Origin of the sequence: Amycolatopsis sp. NPDC048633 (assembly GCF_040650695.1) — a bacterium.
Classification (GTDB): Bacteria; Actinomycetota; Actinomycetes; order Mycobacteriales; family Pseudonocardiaceae; genus Amycolatopsis.
The window spans coordinates 63914-84761 of the sequence record NZ_JBEZHS010000011.1 but is presented as its reverse complement, the minus strand read 5'-3'; the positions used below and the strand labels follow the sequence as shown (position 1 = coordinate 84761).

Here is a 20848-nt window from a genome sequence, read left to right as displayed (position 1 = left end):
AAGGTTGCTCCGGCGGGTTGATCCACATCACCGGGTTGCCCGGATTCCTTGACACAGGAGGGCAAGATCCGGTTCAGGCGCTCGATGTCGCGAGCACGCCGGCCAGCCCCACGAGGACCACACCGGTGCCGCGGTCGACGTTGCGCCGGGCCCGCCGCGTGAGCTCGATCGACTTCACCGCGGCGCCGACGCCGACGTAGACCGAGCCGGCCAGGAACTCGGCCAGCAGGTAGACGGCGCCCAGCAGCGCGATCTGGGCCGAAAAGGGCCCGTGAGCTGCGTCGATGAACTGCGGCACGAACGCCGTGAAGATGAGGATCGCCTTCGGGTTGGTGATCGCGACGCCGAACTCCTTGCGCGCGACGCGCCACGCCGTCGCCGGTTCTGCCTTGGTGTGGGGGGTGCCGGCGTCGTCCCGGCGCCGGATCGTGGACCACAGGATGCGCACACCGAGGTAGAGCAGGTAGGCGGCGCCGGCCCACTTGATGATCGCGAGGGCGGTCTCGGACGCGGCCAGCAGCTGCCCCAGCCCGGCCGCCACGGCCGTGATCAACAGCGTGAACGCGGCCAGCCTGCCGGCCAGCCCGGCGAGGCCGCGGCGAACACCGTGCGTCATCCCGTGGTGGAGGCCGAGCAGGTTGTTCGCCCCTGGCGTAAGCGCGATGAGCACGGACGCCCCGAAGAAGACCAGCAGCCACGACATGGTTCCCACGGTAACCGCCGTGGCGAGCGGGTTATCCGGGTTGCCCGGGTTGTCCGGGTTCTTCCGGCGGGAGCACGGTGATGGCGACGCCGCTGGGCGGGGTCGGGGTGTCGGCGTAGGCGAGAGCCGGGTCGGCCCAGTCGTCGCCGGTGCGCCGCCAGGCGGGCAGGTAGGCCAGCACGGCCGCGACGGCGGCCAGGACGGTGGCCCCGATCAGCAGCCACATGCCGGCCGCGGTGACGACTTCGAGGTCCATGCTGTCGGCCATGGCGGACCACCCGAGCCCGCTCATCCCGACGGTGGTGACGACACCCGCGGTGAAGAGCGCACCCGCGCCGATCAGCCACCGGCCGGCGCCGCGACCCGGCCGCGAGAGGGCGGCGAAAGCGGCCACGGCCAGCACGATGACGGCGAGGATCAGCGGGATGCCGACCGGCGAGGCCCCCTGGTCGACGGCATCCTGCCCGGGGATTTCGACGCGGCTGCCCCAGGCGGTTTCGGTGACGGTGAGCCGGGCTTCGAAGAACCGCTGCCGGACGCTGACGTGCTGCTGGAGCCGGAAGAGCGGGAGGAAGCAGCCGAAGGCGGTCATGAGCGCGGCTACGGCGGTGAGGACGGCTGGGAGGAAGCGCAGGAGCCCGGAGGGGGCTGGGGAAGGTGCCTCGGCGGCCGGGGCGGGCTCGGCTGGTGGGGCAGGTGGCGCTGGTGGCGGAGTGGTGACTGCGCCGGGCAGCTGGGCGACCGGGAACGGCAGCTGCTCGACGGGCTGGAATGGTTGCGCTGCCTGGGCGCGCGGGTCTGTGCTCGGCAGGGGTGGCGCGGGGAAAGCGAGCGGATCGGCGTGCGCTGCGGTGGCCGCTGCCGGGAACTGCAGTGGATTCGCTTCCGCCGGGACAGGCGACGGGGCAGGCGCGGCTTCTGCCGGGAAGGCCGGTGCAAGCTCGGCCGGAAAGCTCAGCGAGTCCGCGGGCGACGAACCGGCCTCCGCCGGGAAGCTGAGCGGCTCCCCCGCACCCGGCTCCACATCCGCGAGCTTCGGGGCCTCGACCGGGAAGCTCAGCGGCGACTCCCCGGCCTCGGACGGCGGGCCGGGCCGCTCGGGCGGCTTCTGCGACGGTCTGTCCACCCTGTGATCCTCCGTCCGGATCCACGCCGCGGCAAGGAATCTGTCCGGTCAGTCGTCTTCCGGGGGCAGCACCGTGATCGCGACGCCCGACGGCGGCGTCGTCGTGTCCGCGAACGCGACCGCGGGATCCGCCCATTCCGGGCGGTCGGCCACCGGCCCGCGGGGGCTCAGCACCGCCGCCGCGGCCGCGGCCAGGACCGCGGCCAGGAGCACCCACATGCCGGGCATCAGGGTCGTCACCGTCTGGGTACGGCCGTCCAGGAGGCCGCGCGCGCCCTGCATCCCGATCGTGCAGACCGCGCCGGTGAGGAAGGCCGCTCCCCCGCACGCCGTCCGGGTCGCGGCCGCGCCCGGGTGGCGGGTCGCCGCCCGGCGGACGCCGAGGATCAGCGCGGCCAGGAGGATCGCGCTCGCCAGCACCAACGGGAGCCCGAGCGGCGCGGACGGCGAGCTGATCTCCGCCTGACCCGAGAACGTGAAGTCGACCCGCCAGGCACCCACGACCGAACGGGCGACCCCGGCCGCCTCCCAGCCCACCGCCTGCTCGGTGCGGAAGAACGGCAGGAAGGTCCCGGCGACCGTCAAGGCCAGTGCCAGCGCGACGAGCGCGGGCGCCAGGAAAGCACGGGCCGGCCGGCCGGGAGTGGGGTCCATCCCGCCGATCCTTCCGCCGGGCCACGGCGACCACAAGCGAACCCGGGAACGCCGAAGGCCCGCCTGGCGAACCAGGCGGGCCTTCGAACGAGGATCAGCTCAGTTGGTGCTGGCGGAGCCACCGGCCGCTTCGAGCTTCTCCTTGGCGGAGCCGGAGAAACCGTCGGCGGTCACGTCGAGCTTGACGCCGTCGACGTCACCGTTGCCGAGCACCTTGACGAGCTTGCCCTTGCGGACGAGCCCCGCCGCGGCGAGCTCTTCGTTGCCGACCTTGCCACCGTCCGGGAAGACGCGGGCGATGTCGCCCACGTTCACCGGCTGGTACTCGGTGCGGAAGCGGTTCTTGAAGCCGCGAAGCTTCGGGAGCCGCATGTGGATGGGCATCTGCCCACCCTCGAAGCCGGCGGGCACGTTCTTCCGGGCCTTGGTGCCCTTCGTACCGCGACCGGCGGTCTTGCCCTTCGAACCTTCACCACGACCGACGCGCATCTTCTCGCGCTTCGAGCCCGGAGCCGGGCGCAGGTGGTGGATCTTGATGGCCGTCATGCCTTGACCTCCTCGACCTCCACCAGGTGGCGGACGGTGTGGATCAGGCCGCGCACCTGGGGGCTGTCTTCACGCACGACGCTCTGGCGGATCTTGCGCAGCCCGAGGGTGCGCAGCGACTCGCGGTGAGCGTGCTTCGTGCCGATCTTGCTCTTGACCTGGGTGACCTTGAGCTGAGTCATGTCAGACCCCCTGGCCCGCGCGCTGGCGCAGCATCCGGGCCGGAGCGACGTCCTCGAGCGGGAGACCACGGCGAGCCGCGACCTCTTCGGGACGCTGCAGACCCTTCAGAGCCGCGACGGTGGCGTGCACGATGTTGATCGCGTTGTCGGAGCCGAGCGACTTCGACAGCACGTCGTGGACGCCCGCGCACTCCAGCACCGCGCGCACCGGACCACCGGCGATGACGCCGGTACCGGCGGACGCCGGACGCAGCAGCACGACACCGGCGGACGCCTCACCCGTGATCGGGTGGGGGATGGTGCCGCCGACGCGAGGGACGCGGAAGAAGTTCTTCTTCGCCTCTTCGACGCCCTTGGCGATCGCCGCGGGAACTTCCTTGGCCTTGCCGTAGCCGACGCCGACCTGACCGTCGCCGTCACCGACGACCACCAGGGCGGTGAAGCTGAAGCGACGACCACCCTTGACGACCTTGGCGACGCGGTTGATCGTCACGACCTTCTCGAGGTGCGGGGTCTTGTCCTGGCCGGCCCCGCCACGGCCGCTGTCGCGCCGGTCCCGGCCGCCACCGCGACGGTCATTGCGGTCGTTGCCGCCCTGCCCGCCGGGTCCGCCCTGTCCGCCGCCGAATTGCCGTGTACGTCCCGGCATCAGGCTTTCCTTCCGTTAACAAGCTTCTGCATCGTCAGAACTCCAACCCCGCCTCACGGGCGGCGTCGGCGAGCGCGGCGATGCGGCCGTGGTAGGCGTTGCCCCCACGGTCGAACACCACAGCCGAGATCCCGGCGTTCTTGGCACGCGCGGCGACGAGCTCCCCGACCTTGGCGGCCTTGGCCTTCTTGTCGCCGTCCAGCGCCCGAACGTCCGCCTCGAGGGTGGACGCCGAGGCCAGCGTGTGGCCGGCCAGGTCGTCGATGACCTGCACGGCGATGTGCCGCGAAGACCGCTTGACGACCAGGCGCGGACGCTGCTCCGTGCCCGAAACCTTCTTGCGGAGCCGGAAGTGCCGACGGGCCTTCGCGACGCGGCGGCGGGTCGAGATGTCCTTGCCCACCGGCTTGCGCTTCGTAGTCGTGTCGCTCATGATCACTTACCCGTCTTTCCGACCTTGCGGCGGATCTTCTCACCCTCGTACCGCAGGCCCTTGCCCTTGTACGGGTCCGGGCGCCGCAGCTTGCGGATGACGGCCGAGATCTGGCCGACCTTCTGCTTGTCGATACCGGAGACCGAGAACCGGGTCGGGCTGTCCACCTTGAAGGTGATGCCCTCCGGCGCCTCGATCTTCACCGGGTGGCTGTAGCCGAGGGCGAACTCGAGGTCCGAGCCCTTGGCCTGCACGCGGTAACCGACACCGTGGATTTCGAGCTTCTTCTCGTAGCCCGCGGTCACACCGACGACCAGGTTGTTCACCAGGGTACGGGTGAGGCCGTGCAGAGCCTTGCTGGTGCGCTCGTCATCCGGGCGCTTGACCAGCAGGGTGCCGTCGTCGTCGCGCTCGACCGTGATCGGCTCGGCGATGGTGTGCTCGAGGGTCCCCTTGGGGCCCTTGACGCTGATGTGCTGACCGTCGATGGTCACCTCGACCCCGGAGGGGACGGCGACCGGCAGCTTTCCGATGCGTGACATGTCTGTGCCCCCTTCCTTACCAGACGTAGGCGAGGACTTCGCCGCCCACGCTGTTGCGCTTGGCCTGACGGTCCGTCTGGAGGCCGGAGGACGTCGAGATGATCGCGACGCCGAGGCCACCGAGCACGGACGGCAGTTCGGTCGATTTTGCGTAGACCCGCAGACCGGGCTTGGAGACGCGCCGCAGGCCGGCGATGCTCCGCTCACGGTTGGGGCCGTACTTGAGCTCGACGATCAGGTTCTTGTGCTTCTCGCCCGGCTCGTCGCGGTAGCTCGCGATGTAGCCCTCGCGCTTGAGGATCTCGGCGATGTTCGCCTTGAGCTTCGAGTGAGGAAGCACGACCTCGTCGTGGTACGCCGAGTTCGCGTTACGCAGACGCGTCAAGAAGTCTGCGATGGGGTCGGTCATCGTCATGGTGACCTGTCAACCTTTCTCGCCCTGGTTCCCCGCCCGCCGGAGCGGGCGGGGCCTGTGGCGAAGTGGAGTTTTAAAGAAACGCTCTTACCAGCTGGACTTGCGGACGCCGGGCAGTTCGCCCGCGTGTGCCATCTCGCGAAGGCAGATCCGGCAGAGACCGAACTTGCGGAACACGGCGTGCGGGCGGCCGCACCGCTGGCAGCGGGTGTAGCCGCGCACGGCGAACTTCGGCTTCTTCGCGGCCTTGTGGACCAGTGCTTTCTTGGCCATCGGCTCAGTTCTCCTTGAACGGGAAGCCGAGCTTGCGCAGCAGCGCCCGGCCCTCGTCGTCGTTCGTGGCGGTCGTGACGACGGTGACGTCCATGCCGCGCGGGCGGTCGATGGAGTCAGGGTCGATCTCGTGGAACATCGACTGCTCGTTGAGACCGAACGTGTAGTTGCCGTGGCCGTCGAACTGCTTCGGCGAAAGCCCGCGGAAGTCGCGGATACGCGGCAGCGCGATGGTCAGCAGCCGGTCGAGGAACTCCCACATCCGGTCGCCGCGCAGCGTGACGCGCGCGCCGATCGGCTGGCCCTCGCGCAGCTTGAACTGCGCGATCGACTTGCGGGCCTTGCGGACCTCGGGCTTCTGGCCGGTGATCAGGGCGAGGTCCTTGACCGCGCCCTCGATCAGCTTGCTGTCACGGGCGGCGTCACCGACGCCCATGTTCACGACGACCTTCACCACGCCCGGGATCTGGTGGACGTTGGCGAAGGAGAACTCCGCCTGCAGCTGGCCCTTGATCTCTTCGCGGTAGCGCACCTTGAGGCGCGGCGCGACCTTTTCTGCGGTGGTCATCAGATGTCCTTACCGTTCCGGCGCGAAACCCGGACCTTCTTGCCGTCCTCGCCGAAGCGGTAACCCACCCGGGTCGGCTTGCCCTCCGCGTCGACCACCATCACGTTCGAGACGTGGATGGGGGCCTCCTGCGTGACGATGCCGCCGGACTGCGCACCGCGCTGGGTCTGGGTGATCCGCGTGTGCTTCTTGATCCGGTTCACGCCCTCGACCAGCACGCGGTCGCGCTCGGGGTAGGCCTGGATGACCTTGCCCTTGGCGCCCTTGTCCTTGCCGGCGATGACGACGACCGTGTCGCCCTTCTTCACCTTCATCACAGCACCTCCGGCGCGAGCGAAATGATCTTCATGAACTTTCGGTCGCGCAGCTCGCGGCCCACCGGGCCGAAGATGCGGGTGCCCCGGGGCTCGTTGTCGTTCTTGATGAGCACGGCGGCGTTCTCGTCGAACCGGATGTAAGAACCGTCCGGACGACGACGCTCCTTGACCGTGCGGACGATGACGGCCTTGACGACATCGCCCTTCTTCACCCCGGCGGCCGGGATGGCGTCCTTCACGGTGGCGACGATGATGTCACCGATGCCGGCGTAGCGCCGCCCGGAACCACCGAGAACGCGGATGCAGAGAATTTCCTTCGCACCCGTGTTGTCGGCTACCCGAAGCCGCGACTCCTGCTGGATCACGTCAACTCCTGTATGTCGCGCCGGTTCTCGCCCGACGAGCGAGCCTTGCGGAACTAAGAACTCCGAAGAGCCCTGCTTACTTGGCCTTCTCCACGATCTGCACCAGGCGCCACCGCTTCGTCGCCGACAGCGGGCGGGTCTCCATCAAGGTGACCCGGTCGCCCACGCCCGCCTCGTTGTTCTCGTCGTGCACCTTCACCTTGGAGGTGGTGCGGACGACCTTCGAGTAACGGGGGTGCTTCTTGCGGTCCTCGAGCTCGACCACGATCGTCTTGTTCATCTTGTCCGAGACGACGTAGCCCTCGCGGACCTTGCGGTCGTTCCGGGCCGGCGTCTCGGTGGTGGGCTCGCTCATGCGGCACCTTCACTCTCGGCGTCGGGGGCAACGGACAGGCCGAGTTCGCGCTCGCGCATGACCGTGTAGATCCGCGCGATGTCCGTGCGGACGGTGCGCAGACGGCGGTTGTTGTCGAGCTGCCCGGTCGCCATCTGGAAGCGGAGGTTGAAGAGCTCCTCCTTGTATTCCTTCAGACGCAGGACGAGCTCTTCCGCGGTGAGCTCACGCAGCTCCGATGCCAAAGCACCTGCGTTCGCCATCAGAACTCACCACCTTCACGGGTCACGATGCGGCACTTCATGGGCAGCTTGTGGATCGCGCGGCGGAGCGCCTCACGGGCGGTCTCCTCGTTCGGGAACGAGATCTCGAACATCACGCGGCCCGGCTTCACGTTGGCGATCCACCACTCGGGCGAACCCTTACCGGAACCCATGCGGGTTTCGGCCGGCTTCTTGGTCAGCGGGCGGTCCGGGTAGATGGTCGTCCACACCTTGCCACCACGCTTGATGTGACGGGTCATGGCGATACGAGCGGACTCGATCTGCCGGTTCGTCACGTAGCTGTGCTCAAGCGCCTGGATGCCGTACTCGCCGAAGCTGACCTTCGTGCCACCCTTGGCGGCGCCGTGGCGCTTCGGGGAGTGCTGCTTCCGGTGCTTGACCCTGCGCGGGATGAGCACGTCTCAGCCCTCCGTCTTTTCTGCGGTCTCGGTGGCCGGGGCCGCCTCGGTCGTGGCGGCCGCGGCGGCGCGACCGGCTTCGGTCGAGGTGGCGGTCGTGCCCGACGCGCCGGAACGACGCGGGCGGGACGGCCGGTCGCTGCGGTCACGGTCGCGACGCGGCGCGCGCTCGGCGGCGTCACGGGCTTCGCGAGCCTTCAGGCCACCGACGAGCTCACCCTTGTAGATCCACACCTTGACGCCGATGCGACCGAACGTCGTCTTGGCCTCGAAGAAGCCGTAGTCGATGTCGGCGCGCAGCGTGTGCAGCGGGACGCGGCCGTCGCGGTAGTGCTCGGAGCGGGACATCTCGGCACCGCCGAGACGACCGCCGCACTGCACGCGGATGCCCTTGACCTGCGGCGAGCGCATGGAGGTCTGGATCGCCTTCCGCATCGCGCGGCGGAACGCCACGCGGTTGGAAAGCTGCTCCGCGACCGCCTGGGCGACCAGCTGGGCGTCGGCCTCGGGGTTCTTGACCTCGAGGATGTTCAGCTGGACCTGCTTCTTGGTCAGCTTCTCCAGCGCGCCGCGGATCCGGTCGGCCTCCGCGCCGCGGCGGCCGATGACGATGCCCGGCCGGGCGGTGTGGATGTCGACGCGGACGCGGTCACGGGTGCGCTCGATCTCGACCTTGGAGATGCCGGCGCGCTCCATGCCCGTCGCCAGCAGCTTGCGGATCTTGACGTCCTCGGCCACGTACTCGGCGTACTGCTTGTCGGCGTACCAGCGCGACTTCCAGTCCGTGGTGATACCCAGGCGGAAACCGTGCGGGTTGATCTTCTGGCCCACTACCGGCCACCTGCCTTCTTCTTGCTCTGAGCCTTCGGCGCGACGGCCGGACGCGACTCCACCTCGACGGTGATGTGGCTGGTCCGCTTGCGGATCCGGTACGCACGGCCCTGGGCCCGCGGGCGGATCCGCTTGAGGGTCGGGCCCTCGTCGGCGTACGCGTTCTTGACCCAGAGTGTCTCCGGGTCCAGCTGAAGGTTGTTCTCGGCGTTGGCCACGGCGCTGGCGAGCACCTTCGCGACCGGCTCGCTGGCCGCCTGCGGGGCGAACCGGAGCACGGCCAAGGCGTCGGCGGCGCTACGTCCCTTGATGAGCTCGATCACCCGGCGCACCTTGGTCGGCGAGTCCCGGACGAAGCGAGCCCGCGCGTACGCCGTAGGCAGTTCAGCCTCGGTCGTCACGTCGTTCTGGGCGTTCATCGCTACTTCCTGTCTGGTTTCGTGCCCGCTCAGCGGCGGCGCGACTTGCGGTCGTCCTTGATGTGACCCTTGAAGGTCCGCGTCGGGGCGAACTCGCCCAGCTTGTGACCCACCATCGCCTCGGTGACGAACACCGGGACGTGCTTGCGGCCGTCGTGCACGGCGATCGTGTGACCCAGGAAATCCGGGATGATCGTCGAGCGGCGCGACCAGGTCTTGATGACCGTCTTCTTGCCCGATTCGTTCAGCGCGTCCACCTTCTTGAGCAGGTGGTCGTCCACGAAGGGGCCCTTCTTAAGGCTACGTGGCATGTTGTTCTACCTCCCTGCTCAGCGCTTGTTCTTGCCGGTACGCCGGCGGCGGACGATGAGGGCGTCGCTCGGCTTGCGCCGGCGCGTACGACCCTCGGGCTTACCGTTCGGGTTGACCGGGTGGCGACCACCGGAGGTCTTACCCTCACCACCACCGTGCGGGTGGTCGACCGGGTTCATGACGACACCACGGACCGTGGGGCGCTTGCCGCGCCAGCGGTTACGACCCGCCTTGCCCCAGTTGATGTTGGCGTGCTCGGAGTTGCCGACCTCGCCGACCGTGGCGCGGTTGCGCACGTCCACGTTGCGGATCTCGCCCGAGGGGAGACGCAGCTGGGCGTACGGACCGTCCTTGGCGACGAGCTGCACCTTCGCGCCCGCGGACCGCGCCATCTTCGCGCCGCCACCGGGGCGGAGCTCGATCGCGTGGATCACGGTGCCGACCGGGATGTTGCGCAGCGGCAGGTTGTTACCCGGCTTGATGTCGGCCCGGGGGCCGTTCTCGACCAGGTCGCCCTGCTTCAGCTTCTCCGGCGCGATGATGTAGCGCTTCTCGCCGTCGGCGTAGTGCAGCAGCGCGATGCGAGCGGACCGGTTGGGGTCGTACTCGATGTGCGCGACCTTGGCGGGGATGCCGTCCTTGTCGTTGCGACGGAAGTCGATGACTCGGTAAGCGCGCTTGTGGCCGCCACCCTTGTGCCGGGTGGTGATCTTGCCGGACGAGTTGCGACCGCCCGAACCGCTCAGCGGACGAAGCAGCGACTTCTCGGGAGTGGAGCGAGTGATCTCGGCGAAGTCCGAGACGCTCGAACCGCGACGACCCGGGGTCGTCGGCTTGTACTTGCGGATGCCCATTGTCAGCTCAGTCCTTTACGCGGTGGGTCCGCCGAAGATCTCGATCGCCTTGCTCTCAGGCGAAAGAGTCACGATGGCGCGCTTGGTGTCCTTGCGCTTGCCGAAGCCTGCGCGAGTCCGCTTCCGCTTGCCCTGGCGATTGGCCGTGTTGACGCTGACCACCTTGACGCCGAACACCTTCTCGACCGCGATCTTGATCTGGGTCTTGTTGGCGTCCGGGCGGACGATGAACGTGTACTTGTGGTCCTCGAGCAGCCCGTAGGACTTCTCGGAGATGACCGGCGCGAGCAGGATGTCGCGGGGGTCCGGAATGGCGACCGAACTCACTTCTCGTCACTCCCTTCCGTGACCTCGCCCGACCGCGCCGAAGCCTTGACGGTCTTGCCGCGGGCGGGGCCGGCGACGAACACGTCGTACGCGGCCTTGGTGAACACGACGTCGTCGTTGACCAGCACGTCGTAGGTGTTGAGCTGGTCGGCCCAGAGCAGGTGCACCTCGGGCAGGTTCCGCAGGGAAACCCAGCTGTACTCGTCGTCCCGGTGCAGCACCACGAGCACACGCTTCGCCTGCGTCACCGCGGCGAGGACGGCCTTGGCGGCCTTGGTGGACGGCTTCTCACCGGTCACCAGCTCGGTGACGATGTGCAGCTGGCCGGCGCGCGCCCGGTCGGAGAGGGCGCCACGCAGAGCGGCGGCCTTCATCTTCTTCGGGGTGCGCTGGGAGTAGTCGCGCGGCGTGGGGCCGTGGACGACGCCACCGCCGACGAACTGCGGCGCGCGGGTCGAACCCTGGCGGGCACGGCCGGTGCCCTTCTGCCGGTACGGCTTCTTGCCGCCACCGGAGACCTCACCACGGGTCTTCGTGTCGTGCGTGCCCTGGCGCGCGGCGGCCTGCTGGGCCACCACCACCTGGTGCATCAGCGCGACATTGGCCTGCACGTCGAAGATCTCCTCGGGGAGGTCCACGGTGCCGTCGGCTTTACCGGCCGGGGTCTTCAGCTCGACGCTTGTCATTCGGAGTTACCACCCTTCGCGGCGCTGCGCACGAACAGCAGGCCGCCCTTGGGACCGGGCACGGCGCCCTTGATCAGCAGCAGGCCGTCCTCGGCACGCACGGCGTGCACGGTCAGGTTCTGCGTGGTGACCCGGTCGACACCCATCCGGCCTGCCATGCGCACGCCCTTGAAAACGCGGCCCGGGGTGGCACAGCCACCGATCGAGCCCGGACGGCGGTGCACGGCCTGGGCACCGTGGCTCGCGCCCTGGCCCTTGAAGCCGTGGCGCTTCATGACGCCCGCGTAGCCCTTGCCCTTGCTGGTACCGGTCACGTCGACCTCGACGCCGGCGGCGAACACCTCGGCGGTGATCTCCTGGCCGACCTCGTAGGTCTCGGCGTCGGTGGTGCGCAGCTCGGCAAGGAAGCGGCGCGGCGTCACGCCCGCCTTGTCGTAGTGGCCGGTGCGCGGCTTGTTCACCTTGCGCGGGTCGACCGCGCCGAACGCCAGCTGCACGGCCGTGTAGCCGTCCTTGTCCTGCGTCCGAACCTGGGTCACCACGTTCGGACCGGCCTTCACGACGGTGACCGGGACAACCCGGTTCTGCTCGTCGAAGACCTGGGTCATGCCGAGCTTGGTGCCCAGGATGCCCTTCATTTGCCTGTCAGACATGAGTCTCTTATCTCCGCCGCTCGCCCAACGCTTACTGGATGTTGACGTCGACGCTCGCCGGCAGGTCGATGCGCATGAGCGCGTCGACCGTCTTCGGCGTCGGGTCGAGGATGTCGATCAGACGCTTGTGCGTGCGCATCTCGAAGTGCTCGCGCGAGTCCTTGTACTTGTGCGGCGAGCGGATGACGCAGTAAACGTTCTTCTCGGTGGGCAGCGGCACCGGCCCGACAACACGGGCGCCGGTGCGCGTGACCGTCTCCACGATCTTGCGCGCCGAGGTGTCGATCGCCTCGTGGTCGTAGGCCTTGAGCCGGATGCGGATCTTCTGTCCCGCCATGGTGGCTGCTCGTTCCTTGTCGTCTCGTGCCGCTATCTCACAAACCCGGCCGGGTGTTGCCACCCTGGGCCTGGGTTTCCGCAGTTCAACGGCCCTGTCCCCGGTCCACGCGGTCGGGCGTGTCGCGCCCGACGCACAGACGGATCCCGCGGGATCGTCGTCTTGCCTGGTCTTCCTCAACGTGAGGAGGCTATGAGCCGGCTGACCGTCTCACCGCCTTTGCCCGCTCGCCTCACCCGAAGGAAGAGCTCGGCGGACCGTGGCCACTCGCGCCAGGGCGGCCGGACCCTTGAAGGGATCGGCCGCCCCAGGACGAGCAACCTGAATAGTGTCGCACACGTGATTTGACGCCCCTGACCCGGGGGTGTATTGCCCCCGGGCCGGGCGTCGAATCACTTGATGATCTTGGTGACCTGACCCGCACCGACGGTGCGGCCACCCTCGCGGATGGCGAACCGCAGGTTCACGTCCATCGCGACCGGCTGGATCAGCGCGACCGAGATGTCGGTGTTGTCGCCCGGCATGACCATTTCGGTGCCCTCGGGGAGGGTCACGACGCCGGTCACGTCGGTCGTGCGGAAGTAGAACTGCGGGCGGTAGTTGTTGAAGAAGGGGGTGTGACGGCCACCCTCGTCCTTCGACAGGATGTAGACCCGGCCCTCGAAGTCGGTGTGCGGGGTGGTGGTACCCGGCTTCACGACGACCTGGCCGCGCTCGACGTCCTCGCGCTTGATACCGCGGACGAGGAGGCCGACGTTGTCGCCCGCCTGGCCCTGGTCGAGCAGCTTGCGGAACATCTCGACGCCGGTGACCGTGGTCTTGGTCGACTTTTCCTTGATGCCGACGATCTCGACCTCTTCGTTGACGTTGACCACGCCACGCTCGATGCGGCCGGTGACGACGGTGCCGCGACCGGTGATCGTGAAGACGTCTTCGATCGGCATGAGGAACGGCTTGTCGAGCTCGCGCACCGGGTCCGGCACGTTGTCGTCGACCGCGGTCATCAGCTCGAGGACGGCGTCGCCCCACTTCTCGTCGCCCTCAAGGGCCTTGAGGCCCGAGACGCGCACGACCGGAGCGTCGTCGCCCGGGAACTCCTGCGAGGACAGCAGCTCGCGGACCTCGAGCTCGACGAGCTCGAGGATCTCCTCGTCGTCGACCATGTCGGCCTTGTTCAGCGCGACCACGATGTAGGGCACGCCGACCTGGCGGGCGAGCAGCACGTGCTCACGGGTCTGCGGCATCGGGCCGTCGGTCGCGGCGACCACCAGGATCGCGCCGTCCATCTGGGCGGCACCGGTGATCATGTTCTTGATGTAGTCCGCGTGACCGGGGGCGTCGACGTGCGCGTAGTGACGCTTCTCGGTCTGGTACTCGACGTGCGAGATGTTGATCGTGATGCCGCGCTGCTTCTCTTCCGGCGCGTTGTCGATCTGGTCGAACGCCCGGGACTCGTTGAGCTCCGGGTACTTGTCGTGCAGAACCTTGGTGATCGCCGCGGTCAGCGTGGTCTTGCCGTGGTCGACGTGACCGATGGTCCCGATGTTGACGTGCGGCTTGCTCCGCTCGAACTTCGCCTTCGCCACTGGAATGTCCTCCTGGACTGATTTCGCTTTGTGCTCGGGGGCCGGCGTGGCTGCCGACCCCCGCTGTGTTGACGCCGCCTCCGCGGGAAAAGTGCGTCGGCGGGATTCCTTCGTCGGTGCTGCGGACGTTCAGGAGAGTCCCTTAATGCCCGCGCGCGGTGGGGGAGTTACTCCCCCGTCGCCTTCGCGATGATTTCCTTCGCGACGTTCGCGGGAACCTCGGCGTAGGAGTCGAACAACATGGAGTAGTTCGCCCGGCCCTGGGTACGGGACCGGAGGTCACCGACGTAGCCGAACATCTCCGACAGCGGGACCAGCGCCTTCACGACGCGGATGCCCGCCCGCTCCTCCATGGCCTGGATCTGACCACGACGGGAGTTGAGGTCACCGATGACGTCACCCATGTAGTCCTCGGGCGTGGTCACCTCGACCGCCATCATCGGCTCCAGGATCACCGGGCCGGCCTTCCTCGCGGCTTCCTTCATCGCCATGGAACCGGCGATCTTGAACGCCATCTCGGAAGAGTCGACCTCGTGGTAAGCACCGTCCAGCAAGGTGAACTTCAACCCGACGAGCGGGTAGCCGGCCAGGACGCCGTACTGCATCGCGTCCTGCGCGCCCGCGTCGACCGACGGGATGTACTCCCGCGGCACACGGCCACCGGACACCTTGTTGACGAACTCGTAGAGCGCGCCATCGGTGCGCTCGAGCGGCTCCAGCTTCACGATGACCTTCGCGAACTGGCCGGAACCACCGGTCTGCTTCTTGTGGACGAAGTCGAGCTTCTCCACCGTCTTCTTGATGGTCTCCCGGTAGGCGACCTGCGGCTTGCCGATGTTCGCCTCGACCTTGTAGTCGGACTTCATCCGGTTCACCAGCACCTCGAGGTGCAGCTCGCCCATGCCCGCGATGATCGTCTGGCCGGTGTCCTCGTCCAGCTTGACCTGGAACGTCGGGTCCTCTTCGGCCAGCTTCTGGATCGCCAGGGACAGCTTCTCCTGGTCGGCCTTCGTCTTCGGTTCGATCGCGACCCGGATGACCGGCTCGGGGAACGTCATCGACTCCAGCACGATCGGGTTCTGCGGGTCCGCCAGGGTGTCACCCGTGGTGGTGTCCTTCAGGCCGATGACCGCGTAGATGTGGCCGACCTGGGCGTCGTCGACCGGGTTCTCCTTGTTGGAGTGCATCTGGAAGATCTTCCCGATGCGCTCCTTGCGCTCCTTGGTCGCGTTGACGACCTGCGCCCCGGCGGCGACCTTGCCCGAGTACACCCGGATGTAGGTCAGCTTGCCGAAGAACGGGTGCGCGGCGATCTTGAACGCGAGCGCGGCGAACGGCTCGTCGACCGACGCCTTGCGGGACGCCACGGTCTCGCCGTCGGGCAGCAGGCCCTCGACGGCCGGGACGTCCAGCGGGGTCGGCAGGTAGTCGATGACCGCGTCGAGCATGGGCTGCACGCCCTTGTTCTTGAACGCGGAACCGGCCAGCACCGGGAAGACCTGGCTGGTGATGGTGAGCTTGCGGATGCCGGACTTGATCTCGGCCTCCGTCAGCTCCTCACCCTCGAGGAACTTCTCCATCAGCGCGTCGTCCGCCTCGGCGACGGTCTCGACGAGCTTCTCGCGGTACTCCGCGGCCTTCTCGGCCAGCTCGGCCGGGATCTCCTCGACGGAGTAGTCCTCGCCCTTCTGGACCTCGCCACGCCAGGTCAGCGCCTTCATGCGGACCAGGTCGATGACGCCTTCGAAGTCGTTCTCGGCACCGATCGGCAGCTGGATGACCAGCGGCCGGACGCCGAGACGATCGATGATCGTCTGGACCGTGTAGTAGAAGTCCGCGCCGAGCTTGTCCATTTTGTTGACGAAGCAGATGCGCGGGACGTCGTACTTGTCCGCCTGCCGCCAGACCTGCTCGGACTGCGGCTCGACGCCTTCCTTGCCGTCGAAGACCGCGACCGCGCCATCGAGCACCCGGAGGTTGCGCTCCACCTCGACGGTGAAGTCGACGTGGCCCGGGGTGTCGATGATGTTGATCTGGTGGTCGTCCCAGAAGGTGGTGGTGGCAGCCGAGGTGATGGTGATACCCCGCTTCTGCTCCTCCTCCATCCAGTCCATGGTGGCGGCGCCGTCGTGGACTTCACCGATCTTGTAGTTGACCCCGGTGTAGAACAGGATCCGCTCGGTGGTCGTCGTCTTGCCGGCGTCGATGTGGGCCATGATGCCGATGTTGCGGACCTTGTTCAGGTCGGTCAGCACGTCACGTGCCACGAGAGTGTTCCCCTGTTCTCAAGCTTGGGGCCCGGCATGGCTTGATCGACAGCCGGGCGGTCATCACCAGCGGTAGTGCGCGAAGGCCCGGTTGGACTCGGCCATCTTGTGCGTGTCCTCGCGACGCTTCACGGAGGCACCGAGGCCGTTGGAAGCGTCCAGGAGCTCGTTCTGCAGGCGCTCGATCATCGTCTTCTCGCGGCGGGCCTGCGAGAAGGAGACCAGCCAGCGCAGCGCGAGGGTGGTGGAGCGACCCGGCTTGACCTCGATCGGCACCTGGTAGGTGGCGCCACCGACGCGGCGGCTCTTCACCTCGATGGTGGGCTTCACGTTGTCGAGAGCGCGCTTCAGCGTGACGACCGGGTCGGTGCCCGTCTTCTCGCGAGCGCCTTCGAGCGCGCCGTAAACGATGCGCTCGGCCAAGGACCGCTTCCCGTCCTTTAGCACCTTGTTCACCAGCTGGGTGACCAGCGGGGAGGCGTAGACGGGGTCGGAGATCAGCGGCCGCTTGGGGGCCGGACCCTTGCGGGGCATTAGCTCTTCTCCTTCTTCGCGCCGTACCGGCTGCGCGCCTGCTTGCGGTTCTTGACACCCTGCGTGTCGAGCGAACCGCGGATGATCTTGTAACGGACACCCGGAAGGTCCTTCACACGACCACCACGCACGAGCACCATCGAGTGCTCCTGCAGGTTGTGGCCCTCACCGGGGATGTAGGCGGTGACCTCGATGCCGCTGGTCAGCTTCACACGCGCGACCTTGCGAAGCGCCGAGTTCGGCTTCTTGGGGGTCGTGGTGTACACGCGAGTGCACACGCCACGCCGCTGCGGGCTCCCCTTGAGGGCCGCGGTCTTCTGCTTGGCAGCCTTGTCCTGGCGGCCCTTGCGGACCAGCTGCTGGATCGTGGGCAATGGACCAGCTTCCTGTCGTGATCTGCTTCTTCGTGTCTTCACCGGCCCCCGCGGTCGGGCGTGTCGGCCCGCGTCACGGTCTCTCGACCGGTAACTTCCCGGAGGGATTTTCCGTCGGTAACCCCGACCTGCCGAAGCCGGTGACCGGGTGCCTGAGCACCCCGCCCATGCCGCACGGCACGCGGAGCGGCCCGACGCCTGCCGGGCACGGTCTCCAAAGATACCCGCCCGGGTACGGGCAGAGCGCGGCGGGGGGTCCGAAGGTCGGCGAACGTCCAGCCTACCTCTGAACTGCACCGGGCCGCGGGATGTTCCGCAGTCCGGTCGTGCCGACGCGCCCGGCGTCGCCGGGTCCCGCGTTTTCGAGGCTGCCGCGGGCAACCAGGCTCCGCGGCCATCTCTTACAACACGTCCGGCCTCGCGGATGTTCCGCGGGCGGGTGGCGTCTCGAACGACTCGTTCACATCGCCGGACGACGTGAACGAGTCGTTCGGAGCGCGCGCGGCGCCGGGCGGTGGATCAGTCCTCGTCGGGCTTCGCGTGGTCCGGCTTGCCCGGGTTCGGGTCGCGCGAGAGGTCGATGAGCGGGTGCACGCCCGCCCCCTCGGGCGCCGCGTGGCTGCCGGTCGGCTTCTTCTCTTCGTCGGGCCCCGCGGCCCCTTCGCTGCTGCTCATCACGCACTCCTAGCGCTCTTCCCCTGCTTCCCCTTGCGGCCGGAAACCTACCCATTACCCGGTCGGGTGACGCACAGGGATCGGATCGGGCGTTTCGTTCGTCACACTGTCGCCGACGAGCCACGATGGGTGGCGGGCACCGGGCGATCGGGGAGGAACAAGAGCATGTCGGCCGAGTTCGACCAGCTGGTGGCGGAGTTCGAGCGGTTCCAGTCGAGCATCCGGAACGTCGACGACCGGTTCGCCGGCGTCGGCGCGATGCGGCAGGAGCTGACGGAGCTGCGGGCGAGCGCGTCCTCACCGGACGGTGGCGTGACCGTGGTCACCGGCCCCGGCGGCGCGGTCCTCGACGTCGAGTTCACCGACGCGGCGCTCGCGAAGGGCCCACAGGCGCTGTCGGCGGCGTTGCTGACGACGCTGCGCGAAGCCGTCGGCGAGGCCGCCCGCCGGCAGGCGGTGCTCGTCGAGGAGCACCTCGGCGACAACCTCGGCCTGGTCGACCAGGTCCTCGAAACCCAGGCCGTCGTGTTCGGAACCACCGTCGAGGAAATGCGGTCGAAGCTGGCGGAAGGAACGCCGGAGCCGCCGCCGGCCCCCGCCGAGGACTTCTCCGAGGAGCGGGTGCTGCGCCAGGCCGACGCGCCGCCCCCGCCGCAGGCACCGCCCGCGCGCGGCGGGTCCGCGGGCGACTCCTTCCTGCGCACCCTGTTCGACGAGGAGGACTGATGCCCGACGGAGCCGGCGGTTACCAGGTGGAGGTCGACGCGCTGCGCAAGTACGTCGGCGACCTCGGCAAGTACCAGGAGCAGGGCGCGAAGATCACCGAGAAGGTGGGCCAGGCCGACGTCGGCGACAAGTCCTGGGGCGTGGTCGGCGTCTTCACCAAGGGCGGCTACGACGAGACGCTGCGCGAGCTGCAGGACCTGCTGAAGTCGATGGCCGACGGCCTGACCTCGGCCCAGGGCAAGTTCACCGAAGCGGCGAACGTCTACCAGGGCGTCGAGGACGACCACACGACGTTCTTCGGCCAGCTCGAGGTCCTCCTCGACGGGCCGCGCGAGCCGAAGCACTGAAGGGGGACGCGATGGCCGAGGTGGAAGACGTCGCGAGCGGGATCACCGTCAAGTCCGACGACCCGAAGACCGTGCTCGGGATGAACGTCGACAACGCGGTCAAGGCGACGCCGTTCGTCGGCGGCGCCGTGACCGTCGGCAAGGACTTCGTGTCGGTGGCCAAGGCGGTGACCGCGCCGCACCCGGACGGCGCCGACATCACGCTGGGCCTGGGCACGATCGCCACGGACACGGCGAGCTTCATCCAGTCGAGCTCCAGCACGATCACCGACATCGCCACCGACCCGCTCGGCTGGCTGGTCGGGCAGGGGCTGAACTTCCTGATCAGTGTCGTCCAGCCGGTCCAGGACGCGATCCACTTCGTCAGCGGCGACGGCCCGGCGCTCGGCGTCGCGGCCGAGAACTTCGGCGCCATCGCCACCGGCTTGGACCAGCTGTCCAAGAACTTCGGCCAGGTGGCCGACGAGAGGCTGCAGGGCTGGCAGGGCGACGCCGGCAACGCGGCGAGGACGTCGCTCGGCGAATTCGCGCACGGCATCGGCGGCGTCGCCGGGAAGTCCGGCGACCTCGCGCAGATGCTGCAGCTCAACAGCATGCTGATGAGCTTCATCGAAGAGCTCATCAAGGCGATCCTCACCGAGTTCATCACCTGGCTGGTCATGCTGTGGGTGCCGGCGCTGGCGGCCGCGGTCCCGACCTGCGGCGCGTCGACCGCGGCGGCGGGCGCGGCCACCGAGGGCGAAGCGGTCGCGACGACCGCGCGGACCACGCAGAAGGTGTCGAAGCTGCGGGAGCTCCTGCAGAAGGTGCTCGACTGGCTGAAGAAGCTCAAGGACAAGCTGGCCGCCACGAAGCTCGGCCAGAAGCTGGCCGAAGGCAAGACCGCGACGAAGCTGTCGGAGATCGCCGAGAAGAACTCGGGCAAGTCGCTGCTCGAGAAGACGATGGGCGAGGACGGCATGCTCGGCAAGCGCTGGGCGAAGGCGTGGGAAAACCCGGTCAAGGACGCGGCGGGCAACATCCAGTACAAGCCGTCGATCCTGAAGACCGGCGCCGAGGAGGCCCTGAAGAAGGGCGGCGAAGCGGCGGTCAAGGGCGTGCTGGGGTTCAACCCGGCCAACCCGAGCGACAACGACGCGAAGAACGTCAACGACCACCTCGGCAAGCTGAACAGCCACGTCAAGAACGCCAAGAAGGCGAGCGGCTACGGCTCGACGGGCGAGGACCAGTCCGACGAGGAGACCCGCTCGGACCTGGACTTCTGATGGTGACGGTGGTCGCCGTGCTGATCGGCGTCGTCGTGGTCGCGGCAGCCGTGGCGATCTGGTGGCGCTCGAACACGAAGTTCGTTCAGGGCCGCGAGGAGCACTGGTTCAAGGCGTTCGCGGCGGAGCGGGGAGGGACGTTCCACAGCGGCGTCGGCCCGGGTCCGGCCCCGACGTTCGGCGTGGCCCACCCGTCGGGCCGGCCGCTGGCGGAGAGCACCCGCACGGCGTGGGTGGAGTTCCGCCACCGCGACCGCCCGGTGATCGCGATCGACACGCGCGAGTCGTACCGGCGCTCGGACGACCACACGGGTTTCCGCGACATCCACGTGACGCAGGTGGCGGTGCCGCCGTGCCCGGAGCTGCGGATCGTCCCGGGGAAGGCGCTCTCGATGCCGACGCTGCCGCCGGACTCACGGCTGGAGGGTGCGCTGGCTCAGTGGCTGGCGGCGAACCCGCGGTTCGGGCAGCAGGCAGTCGCGATCGAACACGGGTCCGCGCGGACCTGGGCGCAGGGATGCGCCACCCGCGAGAACATCGCCGCCGAGGCCGAGTTCCTCACCGACCTCGCCGAGCAGCTTCCCGCGGCGCTGTGGGCCCAGGGGGTCAGCGGCGCCGGGTAGTCAGGTGCGTCAGGCCCGCCGAGAGGGCGAACACCAGCCCCAGCCCCACGATGTACGGCCCCGCCAGGAGGGCGAACCCCGCGCCGATGTTCGCGTCGGCCTGCTCGTCGGACCGGAAGCCGAGCGCGCCCACCGACAGCAGGATCGCTCCTGCCGTGATCAGCAGGACGGCCACCACCGTCAGGCGTTTCGTGACAGTCGTCATACCTTCATGGTGCCCGGGGCCGGCCGAATTCGCTGGAC

At 68.4% G+C, this 20848-nt stretch carries 34 protein-coding genes; 4 read left to right on the top strand and 30 right to left on the bottom strand.

The genetic code is table 11. The features are described 5' to 3' along the window. Positions 1-73: 73 nt before the first annotated feature. From AB0C38_RS21315 to AB0C38_RS21175, 29 genes are all read right to left on the bottom strand, one after another. The gene (locus tag AB0C38_RS21315; RefSeq protein WP_360675814.1) at positions 74-703 is read right to left on the bottom strand and encodes a LysE family translocator; all 630 of its coding nucleotides are present in this window, start codon (positions 701-703) and stop codon (positions 74-76) included. Between the two features lie 31 nt (positions 704-734). Further along, complete coding sequence (locus tag AB0C38_RS21310; RefSeq protein WP_360675812.1) at positions 735-1829, bottom strand: hypothetical protein; 1095 nt, start codon at positions 1827-1829, stop codon at positions 735-737. A 48-nt stretch (positions 1830-1877) separates the two neighbouring features. Further along, positions 1878-2483, bottom strand: a complete 606-nt coding sequence (locus AB0C38_RS21305) for a hypothetical protein (protein ID WP_360675810.1) — start codon at positions 2481-2483, stop codon at positions 1878-1880. A gap of 99 nt (positions 2484-2582) precedes the next feature. Further along, a complete protein-coding gene (gene rplO / locus AB0C38_RS21300) occupies positions 2583-3029 on the bottom strand; it encodes a 50S ribosomal protein L15 (protein ID WP_360675808.1) in 447 nt (148 codons plus the stop codon). Then, positions 3026-3211, bottom strand: a complete 186-nt coding sequence (gene rpmD, locus AB0C38_RS21295) for a 50S ribosomal protein L30 (protein ID WP_360675806.1) — start codon at positions 3209-3211, stop codon at positions 3026-3028. Before rpmD ends, rplO begins: the two co-directional genes overlap by 4 nt. A gap of 1 nt (position 3212) precedes the next feature. After that, positions 3213-3860, bottom strand: a complete 648-nt coding sequence (gene rpsE / locus AB0C38_RS21290; protein WP_328445515.1) for a 30S ribosomal protein S5 — start codon at positions 3858-3860, stop codon at positions 3213-3215. 34 nt (positions 3861-3894) lie between these two features. Continuing rightward, complete coding sequence (gene rplR / locus AB0C38_RS21285) at positions 3895-4293, bottom strand: 50S ribosomal protein L18 (protein WP_360675803.1); 399 nt, start codon at positions 4291-4293, stop codon at positions 3895-3897. 2 nt (positions 4294-4295) lie between these two features. Then, positions 4296-4835 carry a 50S ribosomal protein L6 gene (rplF, locus tag AB0C38_RS21280; RefSeq protein WP_360675801.1) on the bottom strand — a complete coding sequence of 180 codons (540 nt, stop codon included), beginning with the start codon at positions 4833-4835 and terminating at the stop codon, positions 4296-4298. A 16-nt stretch (positions 4836-4851) separates the two neighbouring features. Beyond that, entirely contained in the window at positions 4852-5250 is a 399-nt protein-coding gene (gene rpsH / locus AB0C38_RS21275) for a 30S ribosomal protein S8 (RefSeq protein ID WP_155548873.1), read from the bottom strand. Between the two features lie 87 nt (positions 5251-5337). Then, positions 5338-5523 carry a type Z 30S ribosomal protein S14 gene (locus AB0C38_RS21270; RefSeq protein ID WP_284745392.1) on the bottom strand — a complete coding sequence of 62 codons (186 nt, stop codon included), beginning with the start codon at positions 5521-5523 and terminating at the stop codon, positions 5338-5340. A gap of 4 nt (positions 5524-5527) precedes the next feature. Next, positions 5528-6091 carry a 50S ribosomal protein L5 gene (gene rplE / locus AB0C38_RS21265; RefSeq protein ID WP_247015084.1) on the bottom strand — a complete coding sequence of 188 codons (564 nt, stop codon included), beginning with the start codon at positions 6089-6091 and terminating at the stop codon, positions 5528-5530. Beyond that, positions 6091-6405, bottom strand: coding sequence for a 50S ribosomal protein L24 (gene rplX / locus AB0C38_RS21260; protein WP_360675799.1), 315 nt, complete (start codon positions 6403-6405; stop codon positions 6091-6093). Before rplX ends, rplE begins: the two co-directional genes overlap by 1 nt. Continuing rightward, positions 6405-6773, bottom strand: a complete 369-nt coding sequence (gene rplN, locus AB0C38_RS21255; RefSeq protein ID WP_004558867.1) for a 50S ribosomal protein L14 — start codon at positions 6771-6773, stop codon at positions 6405-6407. The genes rplX and rplN overlap by 1 nt, the downstream gene beginning before the upstream one ends. A 76-nt stretch (positions 6774-6849) precedes the next feature. Beyond that, positions 6850-7128: a 30S ribosomal protein S17 gene (gene rpsQ, locus AB0C38_RS21250; protein WP_285456195.1), complete on the bottom strand. Its 279-nt coding sequence runs from the start codon at positions 7126-7128 to the stop codon at positions 6850-6852. Continuing rightward, a complete protein-coding gene (rpmC, locus tag AB0C38_RS21245; RefSeq protein WP_086675500.1) occupies positions 7125-7370 on the bottom strand; it encodes a 50S ribosomal protein L29 in 246 nt (81 codons plus the stop codon). The genes rpsQ and rpmC overlap by 4 nt, the downstream gene beginning before the upstream one ends. Beyond that, the gene (gene rplP / locus AB0C38_RS21240; protein WP_004558864.1) at positions 7370-7789 is read right to left on the bottom strand and encodes a 50S ribosomal protein L16; all 420 of its coding nucleotides are present in this window, start codon (positions 7787-7789) and stop codon (positions 7370-7372) included. The genes rpmC and rplP overlap by 1 nt, the downstream gene beginning before the upstream one ends. A gap of 3 nt (positions 7790-7792) precedes the next feature. After that, positions 7793-8620, bottom strand: a complete 828-nt coding sequence (gene rpsC / locus AB0C38_RS21235) for a 30S ribosomal protein S3 (protein WP_086842942.1) — start codon at positions 8618-8620, stop codon at positions 7793-7795. Beyond that, the gene (gene rplV / locus AB0C38_RS21230) at positions 8620-9039 is read right to left on the bottom strand and encodes a 50S ribosomal protein L22 (RefSeq protein WP_360675794.1); all 420 of its coding nucleotides are present in this window, start codon (positions 9037-9039) and stop codon (positions 8620-8622) included. The genes rpsC and rplV overlap by 1 nt, the downstream gene beginning before the upstream one ends. A 29-nt stretch (positions 9040-9068) precedes the next feature. After that, positions 9069-9350: a 30S ribosomal protein S19 gene (gene rpsS / locus AB0C38_RS21225; protein WP_003102083.1), complete on the bottom strand. Its 282-nt coding sequence runs from the start codon at positions 9348-9350 to the stop codon at positions 9069-9071. A gap of 18 nt (positions 9351-9368) precedes the next feature. Further along, a complete protein-coding gene (gene rplB, locus AB0C38_RS21220; RefSeq protein WP_360675791.1) occupies positions 9369-10205 on the bottom strand; it encodes a 50S ribosomal protein L2 in 837 nt (278 codons plus the stop codon). A 15-nt stretch (positions 10206-10220) separates the two neighbouring features. Next, positions 10221-10532 (bottom strand): 50S ribosomal protein L23, encoded by a 312-nt coding sequence (gene rplW, locus AB0C38_RS21215; protein ID WP_003102087.1) that lies wholly within the window; start codon positions 10530-10532, stop codon positions 10221-10223. Then, positions 10529-11218, bottom strand: a complete 690-nt coding sequence (gene rplD / locus AB0C38_RS21210; RefSeq protein WP_155548870.1) for a 50S ribosomal protein L4 — start codon at positions 11216-11218, stop codon at positions 10529-10531. Before rplD ends, rplW begins: the two co-directional genes overlap by 4 nt. Continuing rightward, the gene (gene rplC / locus AB0C38_RS21205) at positions 11215-11871 is read right to left on the bottom strand and encodes a 50S ribosomal protein L3 (protein ID WP_360675789.1); all 657 of its coding nucleotides are present in this window, start codon (positions 11869-11871) and stop codon (positions 11215-11217) included. Before rplC ends, rplD begins: the two co-directional genes overlap by 4 nt. 31 nt (positions 11872-11902) lie before the next feature. Beyond that, entirely contained in the window at positions 11903-12208 is a 306-nt protein-coding gene (rpsJ, locus tag AB0C38_RS21200) for a 30S ribosomal protein S10 (protein ID WP_003102098.1), read from the bottom strand. A gap of 392 nt (positions 12209-12600) precedes the next feature. Beyond that, the gene (tuf, locus tag AB0C38_RS21195; protein WP_284745384.1) at positions 12601-13794 is read right to left on the bottom strand and encodes an elongation factor Tu; all 1194 of its coding nucleotides are present in this window, start codon (positions 13792-13794) and stop codon (positions 12601-12603) included. Between the two features lie 167 nt (positions 13795-13961). Beyond that, positions 13962-16061: an elongation factor G gene (gene fusA, locus AB0C38_RS21190; RefSeq protein WP_360675785.1), complete on the bottom strand. Its 2100-nt coding sequence runs from the start codon at positions 16059-16061 to the stop codon at positions 13962-13964. A gap of 63 nt (positions 16062-16124) precedes the next feature. Then, positions 16125-16595, bottom strand: coding sequence for a 30S ribosomal protein S7 (gene rpsG, locus AB0C38_RS21185; protein WP_003102106.1), 471 nt, complete (start codon positions 16593-16595; stop codon positions 16125-16127). Continuing rightward, positions 16595-16969: a 30S ribosomal protein S12 gene (rpsL, locus tag AB0C38_RS21180; protein ID WP_003102113.1), complete on the bottom strand. Its 375-nt coding sequence runs from the start codon at positions 16967-16969 to the stop codon at positions 16595-16597. Before rpsL ends, rpsG begins: the two co-directional genes overlap by 1 nt. Positions 16970-17488: 519 nt before the next feature. Further along, complete coding sequence (locus tag AB0C38_RS21175; RefSeq protein WP_360675782.1) at positions 17489-17644, bottom strand: hypothetical protein; 156 nt, start codon at positions 17642-17644, stop codon at positions 17489-17491. A gap of 165 nt (positions 17645-17809) precedes the next feature. Here AB0C38_RS21175 and AB0C38_RS21170 point away from each other — a divergent pair, with 165 nt between their 5' ends. Genes AB0C38_RS21170 through AB0C38_RS21155 form a run of 4 tightly spaced genes read left to right on the top strand, consistent with a single transcriptional unit; the run spans position 17810 to position 20605 of the window. Then, the gene (locus AB0C38_RS21170; RefSeq protein ID WP_360675780.1) at positions 17810-18370 is read left to right on the top strand and encodes a YbaB/EbfC family nucleoid-associated protein; all 561 of its coding nucleotides are present in this window, start codon (positions 17810-17812) and stop codon (positions 18368-18370) included. Continuing rightward, entirely contained in the window at positions 18370-18717 is a 348-nt protein-coding gene (locus AB0C38_RS21165) for a hypothetical protein (RefSeq protein WP_360675778.1), read from the top strand. Before AB0C38_RS21170 ends, AB0C38_RS21165 begins: the two co-directional genes overlap by 1 nt. 11 nt (positions 18718-18728) lie before the next feature. Then, positions 18729-19982, top strand: a complete 1254-nt coding sequence (locus tag AB0C38_RS21160; RefSeq protein ID WP_360675775.1) for a hypothetical protein — start codon at positions 18729-18731, stop codon at positions 19980-19982. Further along, positions 19982-20605, top strand: a complete 624-nt coding sequence (locus AB0C38_RS21155; protein ID WP_360675773.1) for a hypothetical protein — start codon at positions 19982-19984, stop codon at positions 20603-20605. The genes AB0C38_RS21160 and AB0C38_RS21155 overlap by 1 nt, the downstream gene beginning before the upstream one ends. Here AB0C38_RS21155 and AB0C38_RS21150 read toward each other — a convergent pair. Next, a complete protein-coding gene (locus tag AB0C38_RS21150; protein WP_360675770.1) occupies positions 20589-20810 on the bottom strand; it encodes a hypothetical protein in 222 nt (73 codons plus the stop codon). The genes AB0C38_RS21155 and AB0C38_RS21150 overlap by 17 nt on opposite strands. Positions 20811-20848: the final 38 nt, after the last annotated feature.